Genomic DNA, 15,065 nt, shown 5'->3' on the forward strand with positions numbered 1-15,065 from the left:
CTTTTACTATTGTGTTAAAAGGGCCTGGGTTTGGTACTTAGCTAATAGCTGCTATTGGGCTTTGTTGTGTCACTCACTTGTACGCCTGGTACATTATGCAGCCAGACATGTATACAATTTGGTTCTAATGCATTTAACTGCTGCCATAAGCTATGCAGTACAAGAGTGCGACGCAAGTAAAGCTGTATTACCCCACCAAAGACGGGCCCATACAGGCTGTATTGTTAGAAGTTAAAGAAATAATGCATTAACGATTTTGGTCTGGAGGCGCCAATGGTTTCTTTTTCTTTTTTACCAAAAATGCGCTGCTTAAGCCTTAGTAAGCGCTCGTATACTTTACTGTCTTTTTCAAACTGCTCTTTGGTTTCTGTTGGCTCGTAATGATCAGCAGGATCGAATAGCATGGCGGTACACATGCAATTTTTTCTTTCTTTAGCCATTAGAATATCGTAGTTAACACAGCTTTTGCAACCAGCCCAAAAAGCTTCATCCTGTGTTAGCTCAGAGTAGGTTACGGGCTCGTAACCCAGTTCGCTGTTTATTTTCATAACAGCTAATCCGGTGGTAAGTCCGAATATTTTAGAATCGGGGTATTTTTCGCGGCTTAGTTCAAAAATTCGTTTTTTAATATTTTTGGCTACTCCACTTTTTCTAAACTCGGGGGCTACAATTAAACCGCTGTTGGCAACATAGCTGCCATGGCTCCAGGTTTCTATATAACAAAAGCCAACCCATGTAGCATCGGCGGTATAAGCAATAACGGCTTTGCCTTCTTTCATTTTATCGGCAATATATTGGGGGCTTCTTTTGGCAATACCGGTACCACGGGCTTTGGCCGATGATTCCATTTCGTTGGTAATCGTGTCTGCGTAATGAATATCGCCACTATGGGCTACACGAACGATAATATGTTGTTCCACTGCTGTAAATTGATAAAACTGATGATTGAAAATTATGTGCCTGTGCAGCTAGCATTAGGCTGCCGGGAATGGTGTAAGAGCTGATATTCCGCATTAAAATGCTGGTGTGCTGGTGGAATATCAGATTCTGGGTCGTCGCACCGGTCGGGGGCAGAAAGGGTTAGGCAAAGCAACAACACCCATCGCAAAAGGATGGAAAGCCAAATGGTATATATGTGTTGTGTTATTTTTCAACTTCAGTTCTGAATAAAATGGTGATGCTTATTTTTTAATTCGGTGCAAAAATAATGATGTTTATAAAATGTGGAGACATTTTTTTTAAAAAGCTTTTGTAAAATTTACAAAACCAATGAATGTTTGTGTTTTTAAACCCCTATTTATTGGAGGTTATTTATTCTTTCGCTGGTTTTGTTGAAATTTCTTTCTTGCTGCTTTGATTGTCGGTTGCATCCTTATCCGGGGCTAAAACTGGTATATCGGACCGTAGATGAACATCAGTTTGTGGAAATGGAATTTCGATATTATGCTGTTTAAAGGCTTCGTGCACCTGTATTAATACCTGGCTTTTAATTACAATAAAGTTGTTGTTATCGCACCAGAAGAGCATCCGGAAATTAACAGCACTATCGGCAAATTCGTGTGCCAGAATAAGCGATGAAGGGTTCTTTTCTATGCCTTCCTGATTGAATACAATTTGTTTGAGGATATCTTCAACCTGCCGCAGGTTACTGCTATAGGAAACCCCCACTAAAATTTCTACCCGTCTAAACTGGCTGCTAAGTGTCCAGTTAACAATATGTTGCGAGAGCAGATCTCCATTGGGGATAATTACATCTGAGCCTTCTACGGTAGACATTTTACTGGAGCGGATACCAATTTCCTTAATAGTGCCATAACGGCCACCTACTTCAATACTATCGCCAATATGAATAGGTTTTTCAAAAGCGATAATAATACCACTTACCAGGTTATTTACAATATTTTGCAAACCAAAACCAATACCTACACCCAGGGCACCTATAATAATGGTGAGTTTATCCATTGGAATACCGGATGCAGCAAAGGCAAATAATATTCCCAACGAAAAAATACCCAACCTAATTAACAAAAGCGCACTACCCCATTTATTACGCTTAATACTACCGCCTGCTGTATTATGATCGAATAACAAAACGATGAGCTTGCTCAGGAAAGAAGCTACCCATATAACCAGTAAGAATATAACAATACTTTGAAAGTTGAATGTGGTATTGCCTACCGTTCTTTCCTCGGTTAAAAAATCTTTTACCGTTTCGGCAATGGTATCGTACAGGTTTAGATTACTAAAAAGTATAATTAACCAGGCAATAATGGCAACTGTATTTAATCCCTTTAACAGGTTTTGCCTGATGGCATGAAAATTAAAATAGGAAACAAAAAAAGAAACCTTGTTGTAGGCTTCAAACTGTAAGTATATGGCTTCTACAACTATTTGTACGCAGGCATACAATGCCTGAGCAGATAAAATGCTATACACTGCACTGCTGGCAAAAAACTTGGACAATATATAACACCCAAACAAATTGGCAACAAGGGCACAACTCATTTGTGCAATAAAAAATATCAATACGGGTCTGGCGTAACGTGGTAATTCCCTGCCCGGGTTTTCCAGCTTAATAAACGTAATGATACCCATAATAATGGCTGCCACAACTAATAACAATTGCAGCCAGCGTTCTGCAATGGTGGTAAAATAGATGATGTTCATAAAGCTTACACTTAAGAACAACAACACAAAGGTGATCCAGTATTTTCTAAACCAATGTAAAAAGGTTTTCCATATAAGTACCGTATATACAATTGCTAATAACGACCATTGCAGGGTGATAAACGAGGGAGGGGGATGCAGGTAAGTAAAGGGTAAAAATGTAATTACAAATACTGCTGCTGCCAGAAAAGGGTTCAATTGAATAATAACAAGGTTGGATAGAACGGCTTTGCTGTTTTCATTGTAATTGCGAATACGCTTCATATTAAACACAAACCAGCCAAAAAGCAATAAGATACATACAAAGCCACCAATGGTATGCGAACTATTTGTTGACAAATAAGCACCAATAACCTTTTGCATGCCCTGCAGCGAAATTGTTATCACCTCAAAAAAACTGCGCGGTGTATTAATTTCATTGGCTTTCCAAATGGATGGCTCTTCCGGGCGCCATAAGCGCTTTTGAAAATGCTCTATCTGATAATTTACTTTTGTAAGTGCTGCATCGGTATTTAAATATGTGGAGGAAACCCGGTTTTGTAAAATGCCAATACGCAAAACACACTGCTTATTTGCCGAATCGCAGGATTTCCATTTTTGCACAATACTACCCAGCTGGTATATATACAATTCTCTTAAAACTGAATCTTCGGGCATTACCAGCCAACTGCTATCCCTGCTTAAAACATGCAGACGGTCGTGTATTTCAGCCAAATTATGGCTCATTTCGGCTAAACTGGCTTGCCATTTTTTAAGCTTATAAGTAGTTTCCAGCAAAATGCTTTTACTGGCTTTTAAACTTCTAAAACTTTCCAGTTTTTCGTTACCGGACTGGCTATAGGTACTTATAATGGCTTCCACATCAGGTAATCCGTCACTTATATCCAGGGTATCAAAACCTCGTTCCAGCAAATTATTGGCGTCATTAATAACTGCAGTTACAATTTCTATTTTTTGTAACAGCCCTGAAACAGCCGTATCACTTCTTTTATTGGCATGCGTTGCTTTCTTAACTGCTTTTGGCGTATCAACTATTGGTTTAGAAGTGTCTGTAATTTCCTGTTGTTGGGCAAAAGCATTAAGTCCACAGGCAACAACAGCAAAAAAGGTTAACAAAAAAATGCGTTTAACTCTGCCCATATACAAAAGTTGATATCGGAAAATTAACACATTTTACTATGGCATAGAAAAATTGCCATTAACTATCGTAATAAACCCGCCGACCACAATATGGCATAATAGGATTTTTGGTATTTAATCCTCAATTCTATCAGCTTTTGAGCAGTTTCAATCAGTTTGTTTTCCCGGGAGTTTACCATAAACAAACTACTCTCTCCATTGCTTAGTTTAAGTTCTTCCTGCCTTAATAATCCTTTCAAACCCGTATACGCATTTTTTGTGATTTCAATTTGAGCATTCACTTGAATAAACTGGTTATAGTAACTTCTAATTTTATTTTCCACTTCCCATCGCTTGGCAGCAAATGCATAATTAGTTTCCTGAATTTTTAGCTTTGCCGTTTTATAATCTCCGCGGCCTTCACGCAAAAACAACGGAAGTTTAAAATCAATACCCCATTTATAATTATTTTCTACAAATGCGGCATTCACCCCTTTCAAAACATAGTAATCCTTATTCAGCAGATTTGCTTTAGCATTTAAAACAGGTAGCAGGCTTTGCAGTTTTAATTTACGCTCTACTTCCAGCGCATCTAACTTTAAGGTATAACTTCTTAATGCAGGGTTTTCAATAGCTGCTTTGGTAACCAGTTCATCAATAGGTTGGGGCATAACAGCCATAGTAAATTGAAGGGTATCAGGTTTATATTCCTGCGGTACCTGATAAGGCACATCATTCTCCTGCCACAAATAATTAGATAATTCTATGCCGGCATCATTTATTTTTTGCATGGCATCGGCCTGCAGCATTTGAAAATTAAGTACCTGTGTATAAGCTTCCAGGGTATCCATTGCAGCCCTGTCGCCATTGGCATAGGCTATTTGTACCAATCTGAAACGTGCTGTTGCTACTTGCTGGTACTGGGTATACAACATATACAACTGATAATTACCCGCCCATTGCCAGTATGCCGTATAGGCATCAAATAACAAATTATTAATTACCTGTATTTTTTCCTGATTGCTTTGACTTTGAAATATTTTGGCCTGTTGTAGTGCGGCACGCCGCTTATCCATTACCAAACCTTTTAGCAGGGGCATTTCAATCCCCAGATAACTGGTTTTACCGGTACTTAATTCCGGATTCATGTAAGCGCCCCCATTATTTTCAAGGCCGGCTTTTATATCGGCGCCAATACGGGTAGGTATTTTAAGTTCGGGATTTGTATGATAATAATAGTTCTTCCCGTCAAATGTTTTCCGGGTGGCATCCATGGCAAATGTGGGGTCGAAATTACCTCGTGATGCCATCAGTTGCGCATCTGCTTTATCTACCAATATATTGGCCTGCTTTGCCACCGGGTGATATGATTTTACCTGTTGTATAAATGCATCAACTGAAAACAATGTGGCATTGTTTTGTTGCGCAGTAGCTGTAACAGCCAGCAGAAGAAAAATTATTACAACTGCATTTATTTTCATTGTTTAAATTATTTTATGAGCCTGGCTTTGGTTGTAATTAAAAACATTGTTGCGTCGCACTCTTGTGCTGCAAACCAACAGGCAGCTTACAAAACAACAGCCAACAGCCGGGCTAAGTTATAAACGTACAAGTGTGCGACACAAGGATGCTGCTTTAGGATACTACAGACCGGCCAATCACCCTGTATTTAAATGTTGTATTATTTTGCTTTATCCGTTTTAGTATCTGTTGCCGGCTTATAATAATCCGGCGGGAAGCCATTAATGTTACGCCATAGTTCGTATCCAATTGGAACATCTTTTAACAACGCTATACCATTTGCGCCTCCACCCATCCGTAATTGTTTGGGCCAGGGTTTTGCATCAGGATCTTCTTTTACCAAAACCCTAAATTTACCATCCTTGTTGGTATTATTTTCTGACGCCACTACCACACCTGCAAAGGAACCATAAGAAGCAGCAGGCCATCCTGAGAACACAATTGCCGGGAAACCATCGAATACAAAGCGCACTTTTTGCCCCGGTGTAATTAAAGGCTGATCCATTGGTGATATAAACAATTCCACCGCATATTCAAAATGATCGGGAACAATTTCTACAATCATATCACCTTCTTTCAACACTTCGCCAATACCTGCTTTTTTGGCGGCTACAATTTGCCCGCTTTGTGGGGCAAGCACATAATATTGCTTATTGCGTATATCGTAATTGGCATATATATTTTGCAGTTTAGAAATATCGGCTGCTGTAGATGCGGCATTGGAAATAGAACTAAACCTATCACCTTCGGCTTTGGATATTTTATCGGTATACTCTTGTTCTGCACTGTTTTTTTCTATACGCAGGTTGATAAGCTCCTGCTTTGATTGCAATAATTTATTTTCGGTACCTAACTTTTTAGCCAGTGTATTTTGATAAGTTACTTTTCTTCTTTCAAAATCTACCAATGAAATTACACCACTATCCAGCATTTGCTTTGCCGCATCTATCTGGCGTTGGGTAACGGAAAGTTCGTTTAATACTGCACCCAAATCCATACTATCGGTTTGCACTTTTAATGCCTGTTGCTTTAATTTAATATCCAATTGGTTTAGCTTCAATTGCAGGCCCTGTGTTAATGCCTGCACCTGCACTTCTGCAGTAGCGGCCTTATTATTATACCCATCTGCTGATGCTGTTTTAGCATCTATTTGCTGTTTGGTTCTGTTTAGCAATTCGGGGTCCATATAATCTACTTTTACCTCGCCCAATTGCAGAATGGTATCGCCGGCTTTTACATAATCGCCTTCCTTAACATACCAGTTCAACACTTTACCGGCAATAATATTATTTACTTCCTGAGGCCTTTGTTCGGGTCTTAAAGTAGTTACAGTACCCTTAGCACGGATATTTTGTGTCCAGGGTAAAAACAAGATGATCAGTATGATAAGCAATATGCCAAACATCCATTTTTTTACGGTTGTTTTTTTATGGATGGCATAGATGTTATTGAAGGACTGGTATAGTGAATGCTCCTCTTTACCAGCTATTTCGTTGTGCAAAAAAGTATTCATCAGTCAATTTTTTGTGTTTGAATGTCTTGCCAGTTACCAGATGCTGTTACAGTGCCATCCTGTAACCAGTACACATTATCGCAGGCACCGGCAATAACAGGATTTGAAGTGGCAATGATAATCGTGGCATCAATATCGTTCTTTATAAAGTCAAGTATTTGTTTTGCATAGGTTGCATCAATATCGTGGATAGGTTCTTCCAGTAACAGCAAACGGTGCCGCCCCAATAATGCACGCATCAGTAAAATGGTTTGTATTACTTTTTTGGGCAAACGCTTACCTGTTGGATCGAGAATCGTATCATACCCATCATGTTGATGTTGAACAAACTGCGATAACCCTGTGATGGCTGATAAAGCGGCTACTTCTTCCAGGCTGATGTTTGTATTTCCCATGGTTAGGTTATCTAACAGGCTGGCTTTAAAAATATCCTGTGCATTTAATAAGATACCCGTTTGTGAACGAAGTGAGTGAAGGTTATAATTTCCTACAGGCACCTCATCAATTAAAACATTACCGGTAAATTCTTTAAAAGCACCTGTAAGCAGGCGTAATACAGTAGATTTTCCTGCACCTGATTTGCCCATTATGGCAATATGTTGCCCCGGCTTTATATCAATAGAAAGGTTATTTAGTACACTATTACCATCCGGATATTGAAAATGAACATTATTAAAATTGATTGCTACTCCCTGAGTTTTAAGAGGCAATGATAAACTACCTTCTGTTTCGGTTTCGCTTTCGGTTATTTTGCCCAGTTTCTCTAAGGCAGTAAGTACATCGTATACCTTATCAAGACTTACGATAAATTTTTCTACAGCTGCTATTATGCTTAGAATTACAATTTCCGCCGCTACAAACTGGCCAATATTTAATTGCTGATCTACCAATAAAACAGCACCTACTATAAGCATTGCTGCGGTGATGATTACTTTAAATGCAATCAGGCTCCAGTATTGTTTAAGCAAAACCTTAAAATGGGCTGTATGTGCATGGAGGTAGCCCATGGTTAGTTTATCGGTTTCTTTTAAATGCAGCGAGGTACCTTTTGAATATTTAAAAGTTTTTATGGTACGGGCAATTTCTTCCAACCAGGCCGCTACCTTATATTTATAATCGCTGGCTTTAAGATTAGTTTCCATACCCTTGATAGAGGTGAACCGTAAAATAAGCAGCAGCACCAGAAACAAAACCAAACCAAAAACAATAAATACCGGATGATAGAAGGACAATAATATTAGCCCGAATATCAGTTGTATGGTTGCTGCCGGAATATCAATTAATAATTTTGAGATGCCTTTTTGCAGAGACATGGTATCAAAAAACCGATTGATAAGTTCGGGCAGGTAGTAGTTATCCAGTTTTTGAATATTCATTTTCGGCAGGCGATCTGTTATTTCAAATGAATACCGCACAAATATTTTCTGTTCTACCTTCTCTGTAAGCTGCATTTGTTTTATTTGCAAAAAGCCACTAAAAAAAACACCTGCCACTACCAGTGATATGAGTATGATGATTGAGGTAGAAACCGAACCAGCCAATACAAAACCTATAATGGTTTGTATACCCAATGGTACAGAAAGTTGTACTAAGCCACTAAATATTGCAAATGCATAAATTGCGTAAATATCCTTTCTGTCGAGCACCAGTAACCTGTATAATTTTGACAGTGCAGCGACTAAAGACTGTTTGCCAGACACAGTTGCCATAATTGTATTTTATAAGATTTTTATTGAGTAATTTTTTTTACTGCTTTTATATTGCTGCATAGGATTACAACTGTACAAGTGAGTGACACAACGATGTGTAATTACTGTACATAAGTCTGTAACAAAAAAGCAATAGTTGATTACATGAATTTAAAGGTCATCAAATTCGTATAAATCATCAATATGTGTGGCTGGGTCCATTTCAAAAACGGGTTTTATAAGTCCATCTTTTAAACCATATACCCAGCCATGTAAATGAGGTGCATTGTTTTGTATCCAGCTTTTTTGAATGATAGAAGTTTTGGCAAGGTTCATTACCTGTTCCCTTACATTTAATTCTACCAGGCGATCTGTACGCTGTTCTTCATCTCCTATGCTATCTATTTCGTCTCTATGAAAACGATATACATCTTTTATATTGCGTAGCCATTTATTGATGATGCCAAAATTATGTTTTGTCATAGATGCTTTTATACCCCCACAACCATAATGGCCGCATACAATTACATGCTTTACTTTTAAATGCACTACTGCATATTCCAGTACACTTAACATATTTAAATCTGTATGTACAACCATATTGGCAATATTGCGGTGTACAAAAATTTCACCTGGCTGTGTACCGGTAATTTCATTCGCAGGCACGCGGCTATCGCTGCATCCTATCCATAAAAATTCAGGTGTTTGCAGGTGCGCCAAACGGTTAAAATAATCGGGATCATCTTCTACCATTTCTTTAGCCCAGCCTTTATTTTCCAATAGTAATTTTTCGTACGAGGTCATACTAAATAATTTAAATGGTTATGTGTTGAATACCCTTTTTCTACATTTACTTATATGCCAGTTACAGGCATATTTACCAGCTGATGGTCTTTTTTTATAGCGCTTTTCTTTATTTCTACCACAATATTTTTAAGCGAGGCATGTTTTTGAAACTCATTAATAACCTCAATTACATCCTTATCAATAAAATCTGAACGTGAAATATCAATCAGCACATACGCATTAGCAGGTACTTTTTCCAGTTTTGCTTTTAGTATAGGCTTGTTTAAAAAAGATACATCTTTTCTAAGCCTGAATAAATATTTATTCTCATCGTGCACTACTAGTAATGCTGTTTTAAAGTTACTCCGTAAAACGAAGTATAAGGCAACCACAATTCCTATAATAATACCAATAAGCAAATCTGTGAAAATGATAGCTATAACGGTTACGATAAAGGGTATAAACTGATCGAGCCCTTTTTTATAAAACTCCTTAAAGATAGATGGCTTTGCCAATTTATAACCAGTATAAATTAATATACCAGCCAGTGCAGAAAGTGGTATTAGGTGTAATAAAGATGGTATAAAAGCCACAGATAACAATAACAATATACCATGGCTTATTGCCGAAAGCTTTGTTTTAGCGCCCGACTGAATATTGGCCGATGTTCTTACTACAACCGAAGTAACAGGTAAACCGCCCAATAAACCAGAAACAATATTACCCATACCCTGGGCTTTTAATTCCCTGTTGGTGGGTGTTACTCGTTTATATGGATCCAGGTTATCGGCAGCTTCAATATTCAATAAGGTTTCTAAACTGGCTACTATGGCAAGGGTAATGGCTGCCACCCATGTTTCAGAGGCACTGATAAAACTCCAGTCTGGCATGGTAAAAAACGTGAAAAATTCCTGCATGCTACCGGCTACCGGCAGGTTAACCATCTGATCGTGTTGTAATGAATAAGATGACCCAGCAAACAGCTGATTGATGCCAATACCCGCCAACACTACTACCAATGGTGCCGGTACCAACTGAAATATTTTACCTTTATGCACCAGTACCTTATCCCACAAAACCTGAATAGCTATTGATACCAACCCGATACCTAAAGCAAGAGTGGTTATTTTGTTGAATGTGTAAAATATTTCGCTAAAAGTATTTTTATCATCTGTTTGAAAAAATTCATAATCACCTTCATAATCAGCATCATAGCCGGCCAAATGTGGTATTTGTTTTAAAATAAGAATAATGCCAATGGCAGTAAGCATACCTTTAATAGCGCTTGTGGGTACATAATCGCCCAATACCCCGGCTTTAATAAAGCCTAAAATAACCTGTATTATACCAGCTACCACAACAGATAATAAAAAAGCTTCGTAACTGGGCACTTTAGCAATGGCAGTAGCTACAATGGCTGTTAAACCTGCCGCCGGCCCACTTACACTTAGCTGCGAACCACTAAACGCACCTACCACAATACCACCGGCTATGCCTGCAATAATACCTGAAAACAAAGGAGCTCCTACACCCAAAGCTATACCCAAACAAAGCGGCAAAGCCACTAAAAAAACCACTACCGATGCTGATAAATCAGCACCTGCGTACTTAAATATATTTTTCATTTGATTGTTTTAACACGAATACACAAAAAACCAGATCCAAAAAAGGGCTCAACAATTGCTTTAGGCAATTGCATTTGGAGGGGGTGTATGAATCTCGGCTGTATGATTATTGGGGATAACAGCAGCATAGTGCAGATATGCACTTGCATTTTGACAATTTGCATTGATTGCCGGAGCACAAAAAGTAAGCATAAACTCGCTATCGGTACATTTTAATTTAACCTCTTTAAGCGAAATAAGGTCATGCGATAATTCTTCATTTATCTGGTTACTGAATAACAATGCACCCATTTGCCGTACAGGTAAAATCTGTATGCATAATGTAAGCAGTAGAATGCAGGTTATAATTTTTCTCAATAACATCGTTGCAAAGAAAATGTGTAAGCCTTATAACACAAAGCTTTTCAAAAAGTTTAACAGAAAGATTTTTTCATGGGCGCAGTTTAAAACAACCATTATGTTACCAGCTAACTGTTTCATGGCAGCGCCGCTTGCTACGCTCAGTTCGGGGTTCCGGTTGTATGGCAGCAAATTACAGGTAGCAAAAGGCTTCATACGTCCTTGGTTTACAGGCATAAAAAAAGCGCAGCCAGATATAGCTGCACTTATTTATATTAGTTTTTAGTATTATACATTTAATCCGCCACAAACACTTAATACCTGCCCGGTTACATAAGAACTCATTTCACTGGCCAGGAACAATGTAGCATTGGCTACCTCTTCAGATGCGCCAAAACGCCCTAAAGGTATACGCTTTAAATAGCTGTCGCCTGCTTCGCCTTCTGTTAGGTAACTTGTCATATCGGTTTCTACAAACCCAGGGGCAATGGCATTGCAACGAATATTTCTGCTGCCCAGTTCATGCGCTACCGATTTGGTAAAGCCAATTATACCTGCTTTACTGGCTGCGTAACTACTTTGACCTGCATTGCCACGCATACCAATCATAGAGCTCATATTAACAATGCTGCCCGATTTTGCTTTCATCATAGGGCGCATTACCAATTTGGTCATGTTAAAAACGCTTTTCAGGTTTATATCCATTACATCATCCCATTGTTCGGGTGTAATGCGCAGCAATAAATTATCTTTACTAATGCCTGCATTATTAACACAAATATCAATTTTACCAAACTCTTTCAACACGTCGTTTACAAAAGTTTCGCAGGCTGCATAATCACCGGCATTGCTTTTATAGGCTTTTGCTTTAACACCCAATGCTACCAATTGTGCTTCAAGTGCAGCTGCTTTTTCGGCACTGCTATCACTTACATATGTAAAAGCCACATCGGCTCCCTGCTCAGCAAATTTGATAGCTATTGCAGCACCAATGCCACGTGCAGCACCTGTAACGATGGCCACTTTTCCTTCTAGTAGTTTCATGTTTTGTTGTTTTGCGTGTGGGCAAATGTAATAATTCTTTGTAAAAAGCTTTCCCTTAAGGGCATTTGGTTTGTTGGCCTGCCATAATATTCTGCTGCATAGTATTACCAGCCGTACAAGTGTGCGACGCAAGTAAAGCCCCATTTGCAGGTTTTTGCCGGGCCAAAAAAAGCCATCAGCAACAGGTACCAATGGCTTTTAATGCAGCTAATGTATTGCGGCTTAATAGTTTACCACCTGCTCTTCAATGGCTGCAGGAATATCTCTCCAGGTATATTGCTGTGTACGTAATTGTGGTTCAAAACCAGCTTCTTTTATGGCCTGTTGTATAGTTTTATAAGTAAACCTGTGTGGCGCACCGGCGGCACTTACCACATTTTCTTCAATCATAATACTTCCAAAATCGTTGGCGCCGCTATGTAAACAGGTTTGGGCAGTTTGTTTGCCTACGGTTAACCAGCTGGCTTGTATATTTTTTATATTGGGTAGCATGATGCGGCTAAGTGCTATCATTCTAATATATTCTTCGGGTGTGCTTAGGTTTTGTACACCGCGTATACGCGCCAATAAGGTATCCACATCCTGAAAAGTCCATGGAATAAATGCTAAAAACCCTTTTGCTTCTGCTGGTTTTTTGGCCTGCACTTCGCGTATGCGGGCCAAATGTATAAACCGTTCTTCAATGGTTTCTACATGGCCAAACATCATGGTGGCGCTGGTGGTAATATGCAGTTTATGTGCTTCGTGCATAATATCCAGCCATTCATCTGCACCGCATTTGCCTTTGCTGATGAGACGGCGCACCCTGTCGATTAAAATCTCGGCACCGGCACCAGGTAAAGAATCCAAACCTGCCTCTTTTAAAGTGGTTAGTACTTCAACATGGCTTTTTTTAGAGATTTTACTGATATGGGCAATTTCTGGCGGCCCCAGTGCATGCAGTTTTAAAGTGGGGTATTCCTGTTTAATCTGTCGGAAGGTATTGGCATAAAAATCAAGTCCCAGCTCGGGGTGATGCCCTCCCTGCAATAATAATTGATCGCCGCCATACTTAAAGGTTTCTTCAATTTTACGGCGATAGGTAGGCATATCGGTAATATAGGCATCTGCATGGCCCGGTATGCGGTAGAAATTACAAAATTTGCAATTGGCTATACATACATTGGTGGTATTAACATTTCTATCTATTTGCCAGCTTACTTTACCATGGGGTACCTGCTTTTTGCGCAGTTCATCGGCCACAAACATTAATTCGGTTAAGGGGGCATTATGAAACAGGTAAACACCTTCTTCTACACTTAAAAATTCAAAATTCAATGCCCGCTGGTATAAAGCTGAAAGGTTCATGTGTATAATTTGTTTTCAATAACAAAATTAAGGCATGGTAGTTGCAAATTGACAGTTAAGTTAAATATGCACTGTAAAATACCCCTATTATAGGTTTGGGTTTTATTGCAGAACGGTTTAACTTCAATGTGGTTTCCCTTTTTATCCGTTTGCCATACTACTGCTTATTACATGCGACCATTTTTTAATTATTTGCCCGGAAGCAAAATTTTTGCTTTTACATGCCTGCTGTTTTTTGCTATGCCAACAAAGGCACAGGAAGAATTTGTGCCACCACCGGCCACTCATATAACTTCTATTTCGTTTACCATGCTTACCGGTGGTATCATTATTTTACACGCCACCTTAGATAATTTTAAAGATTCACTCAATTTTGTACTCGATACCGGCAGTGGCGGCATATCGCTTGATTCTGCAACATGCGATTATCTGGCACTACCCAAAAAATTAAGCGACAAAACCGTTAGGGGCATTGCCGGTATGAAGCAGGTGGAGTTTACCTATAACCATTCCCTTCATTTAACCGGGTTAACCGTTGATAATCTTGATTTTCATATAAACGATTATGAAATTCTAACCAGTGCCTATGGTATACGCATAGACGGTATTATTGGATATAGTTTTTTACGCAGGTTTATTGTAATGGTAAACTACGATATTATGACACTGGAAGTATTTACCCCCGGCACATTTAAATATCCAAGGGGTGGCTATTTATTAAGGCCCCAGTTTACTACATTGCCTATGCAACCCGTTACTGTTAGAGACAATACACTGGTAAATGGCAAGTTTTATTTTGATACCGGTGCTGGCTTATGCATGCTATTAAATGCTGAAATGGTACAGGACAGCAGTTTATTGAAGTCAAAAAAGAAAATTTACCCTACCGAGGCAGAAGGCCTGGGTGGTAAAAAAGCAATGAACCTAACGGTAATTAAGGAGGTTAGGGTGGGGCCATACAAGTTTAGAAATGTACCGGTATATATTTTTGATGATGAGTTTAATGTAACTGCCTACCCGGTGTTGGGTGGGTTGATAGGAAACGATATACTTCGCCGTTTTAATGTAATACTTAATTATCCTGAGCAGCAGATTTATATTAGACCAAACAAGCATTACACAGATTCTTTCGATTACTCGTATACCGGTTTGGGGATGTATTTGATAAATGGCGCCATAACAGTAACTGAAATAATGGCTCACTCGCCAGCTGAAGAAGCAGGCTTTCAGGTAGGGGATGTGGTTATTGGTGTTGAAAACGACCTTTCGGGTAATATCCAGAGCTATAAAACACTTTTACAAAATGCCAGAACAAAGGTAAAAGTATTGGTAAGCCGCAATGGAGAACTGATAATTGTACCTATCAAGGTCCGAAGTATCTATTAAGTTTAAGGCTATCATAATATCGCACAAGAG

Annotated in this window: 10 protein-coding genes; 1 reads left to right on the top strand and 9 read right to left on the bottom strand. The window is 38.9% G+C overall.

The genetic code is table 11. The features are described 5' to 3' along the window. Positions 1-224: 224 nt before the first annotated feature. The 9 genes from GD597_RS07390 to mqnC all read right to left on the bottom strand — a co-directional run bounded on the left by GD597_RS07390 (position 225) and on the right by mqnC (position 13,649). Positions 225-920: a GNAT family N-acetyltransferase gene (locus GD597_RS07390; protein WP_171607196.1), complete on the bottom strand. Its 696-nt coding sequence runs from the start codon at positions 918-920 to the stop codon at positions 225-227. A 391-nt stretch (positions 921-1,311) separates the two neighbouring features. Beyond that, positions 1,312-3,807 (bottom strand): mechanosensitive ion channel family protein, encoded by a 2,496-nt coding sequence (locus tag GD597_RS07395; protein WP_171607197.1) that lies wholly within the window; start codon positions 3,805-3,807, stop codon positions 1,312-1,314. Positions 3,808-3,869: 62 nt separating this feature from the next. Continuing rightward, positions 3,870-5,267 carry a TolC family protein gene (locus GD597_RS07400; RefSeq protein WP_171607198.1) on the bottom strand — a complete coding sequence of 466 codons (1,398 nt, stop codon included), beginning with the start codon at positions 5,265-5,267 and terminating at the stop codon, positions 3,870-3,872. Positions 5,268-5,467: 200 nt separating this feature from the next. Beyond that, entirely contained in the window at positions 5,468-6,820 is a 1,353-nt protein-coding gene (locus tag GD597_RS07405; RefSeq protein WP_171607199.1) for an HlyD family secretion protein, read from the bottom strand. Then, a complete protein-coding gene (locus GD597_RS07410) occupies positions 6,820-8,529 on the bottom strand; it encodes a peptidase domain-containing ABC transporter (RefSeq protein WP_171607200.1) in 1,710 nt (569 codons plus the stop codon). Before GD597_RS07410 ends, GD597_RS07405 begins: the two co-directional genes overlap by 1 nt. A gap of 150 nt (positions 8,530-8,679) precedes the next feature. After that, a complete protein-coding gene (locus tag GD597_RS07415; protein WP_171607201.1) occupies positions 8,680-9,312 on the bottom strand; it encodes a carbonic anhydrase in 633 nt (210 codons plus the stop codon). A 50-nt stretch (positions 9,313-9,362) separates the two neighbouring features. Further along, positions 9,363-10,919: a SulP family inorganic anion transporter gene (locus GD597_RS07420; protein WP_171607202.1), complete on the bottom strand. Its 1,557-nt coding sequence runs from the start codon at positions 10,917-10,919 to the stop codon at positions 9,363-9,365. A gap of 627 nt (positions 10,920-11,546) precedes the next feature. Continuing rightward, positions 11,547-12,302 carry a 3-oxoacyl-[acyl-carrier-protein] reductase gene (gene fabG, locus GD597_RS07425; protein ID WP_171607203.1) on the bottom strand — a complete coding sequence of 252 codons (756 nt, stop codon included), beginning with the start codon at positions 12,300-12,302 and terminating at the stop codon, positions 11,547-11,549. Positions 12,303-12,524: 222 nt separating this feature from the next. Beyond that, positions 12,525-13,649 (bottom strand): cyclic dehypoxanthinyl futalosine synthase, encoded by a 1,125-nt coding sequence (gene mqnC / locus GD597_RS07430; RefSeq protein WP_171607204.1) that lies wholly within the window; start codon positions 13,647-13,649, stop codon positions 12,525-12,527. Between the two features lie 240 nt (positions 13,650-13,889). Here mqnC and GD597_RS07435 point away from each other — a divergent pair, with 240 nt between their 5' ends. Next, entirely contained in the window at positions 13,890-15,035 is a 1,146-nt protein-coding gene (locus GD597_RS07435) for an aspartyl protease family protein (protein ID WP_171607205.1), read from the top strand. Positions 15,036-15,065 lie beyond the last annotated feature (30 nt).

Origin of the sequence: Limnovirga soli (assembly GCF_013106755.1) — a bacterium.
Taxonomy (GTDB): domain Bacteria; phylum Bacteroidota; class Bacteroidia; order Chitinophagales; family Chitinophagaceae; genus Limnovirga; species Limnovirga soli.

Coding starts and splice junctions, on each gene's coding strand:
- fabG (WP_171607203.1), bottom strand. CDS start 12,302: ATGAAACTACTAGAAGGAAAAGTGGCCATCGTTACAGGTGCTGCACGT.
- GD597_RS07400 (WP_171607198.1), bottom strand. CDS start 5,267: ATGAAAATAAATGCAGTTGTAATAATTTTTCTTCTGCTGGCTGTTACA.
- GD597_RS07405 (WP_171607199.1), bottom strand. CDS start 6,820: ATGAATACTTTTTTGCACAACGAAATAGCTGGTAAAGAGGAGCATTCA.
- GD597_RS07395 (WP_171607197.1), bottom strand. CDS start 3,807: ATGGGCAGAGTTAAACGCATTTTTTTGTTAACCTTTTTTGCTGTTGTT.
- mqnC (WP_171607204.1), bottom strand. CDS start 13,649: ATGAACCTTTCAGCTTTATACCAGCGGGCATTGAATTTTGAATTTTTA.
- GD597_RS07420 (WP_171607202.1), bottom strand. CDS start 10,919: ATGAAAAATATATTTAAGTACGCAGGTGCTGATTTATCAGCATCGGTA.
- GD597_RS07415 (WP_171607201.1), bottom strand. CDS start 9,312: ATGACCTCGTACGAAAAATTACTATTGGAAAATAAAGGCTGGGCTAAA.
- GD597_RS07435 (WP_171607205.1), top strand. CDS start 13,890: ATGCCAACAAAGGCACAGGAAGAATTTGTGCCACCACCGGCCACTCAT.
- GD597_RS07410 (WP_171607200.1), bottom strand. CDS start 8,529: ATGGCAACTGTGTCTGGCAAACAGTCTTTAGTCGCTGCACTGTCAAAA.